The 3,631-nt window shown below is 64.8% G+C and carries 2 protein-coding genes and 2 pseudogenes; 3 read left to right on the top strand and 1 reads right to left on the bottom strand.

Annotated elements, in window-relative coordinates; translation table 11 throughout:
- Positions 1-62: 62 nt before the first annotated feature.
- Together WAN71_RS23045 and WAN71_RS23040 are read left to right on the top strand one after the other, a co-directional pair.
- Positions 63-857, top strand: coding sequence for a succinate dehydrogenase iron-sulfur subunit (locus WAN71_RS23045; protein WP_422227548.1), 795 nt, complete (start codon positions 63-65; stop codon positions 855-857).
- Positions 858-1,064: 207 nt separating this feature from the next.
- Positions 1,065-1,712, top strand: a pseudogene (locus WAN71_RS23040) (carboxymuconolactone decarboxylase family protein); the annotation flags it as partial.
- 46 nt (positions 1,713-1,758) lie between these two features.
- Here the strand turns inward: WAN71_RS23040 and WAN71_RS23035 are convergent.
- Positions 1,759-2,682 (bottom strand): sigma-70 family RNA polymerase sigma factor, encoded by a 924-nt coding sequence (locus tag WAN71_RS23035; RefSeq protein WP_422227547.1) that lies wholly within the window; start codon positions 2,680-2,682, stop codon positions 1,759-1,761.
- 26 nt (positions 2,683-2,708) lie between these two features.
- Here WAN71_RS23035 and WAN71_RS23030 point away from each other — a divergent pair.
- Positions 2,709-3,631: pseudogene (locus WAN71_RS23030) on the top strand (aspartate aminotransferase family protein); the annotation flags it as partial.

Genomic DNA, 3,631 nt, shown 5'->3' with positions numbered 1-3,631 from the left:
ATTCGACTGGATTTCAAACCCGTGGTACAGACCCGCTACGAGCCGATGGAACGGAAGTACTGATGAGTTCGGTTGTCGAGACCACGCCAGGCGGGGATCCGCCGTTGCCCCCGATCCCCGAGGGCTCGGTGATGGTGACGCTGAGGATCGCCCGGTTCAACCCGGAAAACCCCGACCAGAACGCCGATTCCGGTGGCTGGCAGAGCTTCCGGGTGCCCTGCCTGCCCACCGACCGGGTGCTCAACCTGCTGATCTACATCAAGAGCTACCTCGACGGCACGCTCACCTTCCGCCGGTCCTGCGCACACGGCGTCTGCGGCTCCGACGCGATGCGGATCAACGGTGTCAACCGGCTGGCCTGCAAGGTGCTGATGCGCGACTTGCTTCCCAAAAAGGCGGGCAAGTCACTCACCATCACGATCGAACCGATCCGCGGGCTGCCGGTGGAGAAGGACCTGGTGGTCGACATGGAGCCGTTCTTCGAGGCCTACCGCGCGGTGAAGCCATACCTGATCACCAGCGGCAACCCGCCGACCCGGGAGCGAATCCAAAGCCAAACCGATCGCGCGCGCTACGACGACACCACCAAGTGCATCCTGTGCGCCTGCTGCACCACCAGCTGCCCGGTGTTCTGGAGCGAGGGCAGCTACTTCGGTCCGGCAGCCATTGTCAACGCGCACCGCTTCATCTTCGACAGCCGCGACGAGGCCGCCGCCGAGCGCCTCGACATCCTCAACGAGGTCGATGGGGTGTGGCGGTGCCGCACCACATTCAACTGCACCGAGTCCTGCCCCCGGGGTATCGAAGTGACCAAGGCAATTCAAGAGGTCAAGCGCGCGCTGATGTTCGCACGCTGAAGTTCTTCACAGGTGGGAATAAGCTAATAGACAGTAGCGTTCCTTAAGCTATGAACCGCAAGTTGGCGCAGGAGATTGAGCCCCGCCAGTACCAGACCAACGCAAGCCTGAACCAACGGCCGACAAGGGCTGCCGATCGGCCAGTGCGAGAGTACGCGACCAACGTCAGCCGGCGGCGAGCTGCCTGACCTACTGATCCAAGTGCTGTCACACCTTAGTGGGCTGAATCGTCTGACTGGTATGACAGAGAAAACCCGCATTGAACCCTTGCCCCCGAAACGGGCCAACTGGCTCATCCGCGCCATGTACCGGTACGCGAAGCGGCGCTTCGGCGAAGTCCCCGAGCCGTTCGCAGTATCCGCGCACCACCCGCGGCTGCTGATCGCCAGCGCCGTCCACGAGACCATGCTGCAATCGGCGTCACGCAAGCTCCCAGCCAACGTCCGCGAGCTGGCGGTGTTTTGGGCTGCACGCACCGTCGGCTGCTCGTGGTGCGTCGACTTCGGGTCGATGCTGCAGCGCCTCGACGGCCTGGACGTCGAGCGCCTCGCAGACATAGAAAATTACGCCACCTCACCGCGATTCACCGATGACGAGCGGGCCGCCATCGCCTATGCCGGCGCGATGACCACCGACCCACACACCGTCACCGACGAACAGGTAGCCGACCTGCGGACCCGCTTCGGTGAGAACGGCGTGATCGAGCTGACCTATCAGATCGGCGTGGAGAACATGCGGGCGCGGATGAACACCGCACTGGGTATCACCGAACAGGGGTTCAATTCCGGTGACGCGTGCCGGGTTCCCTGGATGGCCGAGACCAGCGAGGCGAGCGAAACCGCAGCGCAGGGCTAGCGCGAGCGAAGCAGCCGGTGCATTGCGACTCGGCCTTGCAGTGTGTTCAGGATCGCCGACCCAAGGGAGAGCCGGTGAACTTGTCGGGATTGGCGATATCCCATAGCGCGCAGACCTTTCCGTCACGCACCGTCATCGCGAGGATCCGCGGCAGCATTTCCCAGTGCCCGTCATCGCCGGGGCTGCCCGCCGTGTAGGCACCCAGCTCGCCGTTGACCAGACCCAGCTGATTCGCCGTGAAGAACGCCTCGCCGTAGCGGCGGGCAAGGCCGAAGATGAACCGGGCCACCTTGTCCGCCCCCTGGATGACATGGACCGCCGTGGGCGCCTTGCCATTTGAATCGCCGGTGAAGATGACGTCCGGATGCAGCAGCGCCACCACGGCCTCCAGGTCACCGGCAGCCATGGCGGCCATCAGCCGGCCGACCACCTCGTTGTGCGACGCGTCGGGCTTTCCCGACATTGAGGCCGGCTCCGCGGCTGTCCGCTCCAGGGCCCTACGGGCCCTGGACGCCAGCTGGCGGGCGCCGGACTCGCTGGTCCCAAGCACCTCGGCCACTTCGGCGAAGGGCACGGCGAATCCGTCGTGCAGCACGAACGCGACCCGCTGATCGGGCGACAGACGCTCCAGCACCACCATCGCCGCAAAACGGGCGTCCTCGCTGGCCACCACGGCAGAGAGCGGATCGGCTTCGTCAAAACCGGTGACGACCGGCTCGGGCAGCCAGTTGCCGGTGTACGTTTCGCGACGATGCGCGGCCGACCGCAACCGGTCCAGGCCGAGCCTGCTCACCACCGTGGTCAGCCAGGCCCGTAGGTCGGCGATCTCCTTGTCCTGTCTGTCCCAGCGCAGCCAGGCATCCTGGACGATGTCCTCGGCATCGGCCACCGTGCCGGTCAGCCGGTAGGCGACCGACATGAGATGCGGTCGCAGGGCTTCAAACTCGCCGACCTGCTGCGCTGCGGTCATATCGCGAGGCTACGCTCGCGAGCAAGATGACTGACAACCTGTGGCTGCACTTCACCCGGCATGGCCCGGACATCACGCCGCCGATCATCACTCGCGGCGAGGGGGTCACCATCTTCGATGACCGCGGCAAGAGCTACCTCGACGCGCTGTCTGGTCTGTTCACTGTGCAAGTCGGCCACGGTCGTACCGAACTTGCGGAGGTGGCCGCCCGGCAGGCGAGCACTCTGGCGTTCTTTCCGCTGTGGGGATACGCCACTCCAACCGCGATCGAGCTTGCCGAGCGCCTCGCGCATTACGCCCCCGGTGACTTAAACCGGGTGTTCTTCACCACCGGCGGCACTGAGGCTGTCGAGACGGCGTGGAAGGTGGCCAAGCAATACTTCAAGCTGACCGGCAAACCCGGTAAGCACAAAGTGATTTCGCGATCAATCGCCTACCACGGCACCACCCAGGGCGCCTTGGCCATTACCGGGCTGCCGCGGTACAAGGCGCCGTTCGAGCCGGTGACGCCCGGCGGCTTCCGGGTGCCCAACACGAACTTCTATCGCGCGCCGGAACCGTTTCACACCGACATCAAAACCTTCGGGCAGTGGGCCGCCGACCGAATCACCGAGGCGATCGAGTTCGAAGGACCCGAGACCGTGGCGGCGGTCTTCCTGGAACCGGTGCAGAACGCCGGCGGCAGCATCCCGCCTCCCCCAGGCTATTTCGAACGGGTGCGGGAGATCTGCGACGAGTACGACGTGCTGCTGGTCTCCGACGAGGTGATCTGCGCGTTCGGCCGCATTGGGTCGATGTTCGCCTGCACCGATTTCAACTACGTGCCCGACATGATCACCTGCGCCAAGGGGATGACGTCGGGCTACTCGCCGATCGGAGCGATGATCGCCAGCGAGCGGTTGTTCGAGCCGTTCAACGACGGCAACACGATGTTCCAGCACGGCTATAC

This window comes from Mycobacterium sp., assembly GCF_049280035.1.
Lineage (GTDB): Bacteria > Actinomycetota > Actinomycetes > Mycobacteriales > Mycobacteriaceae > Mycobacterium.
The sequence above is the reverse complement of the archived record's forward strand: the minus strand, read 5'-3'. Positions and strand labels throughout refer to the sequence as shown.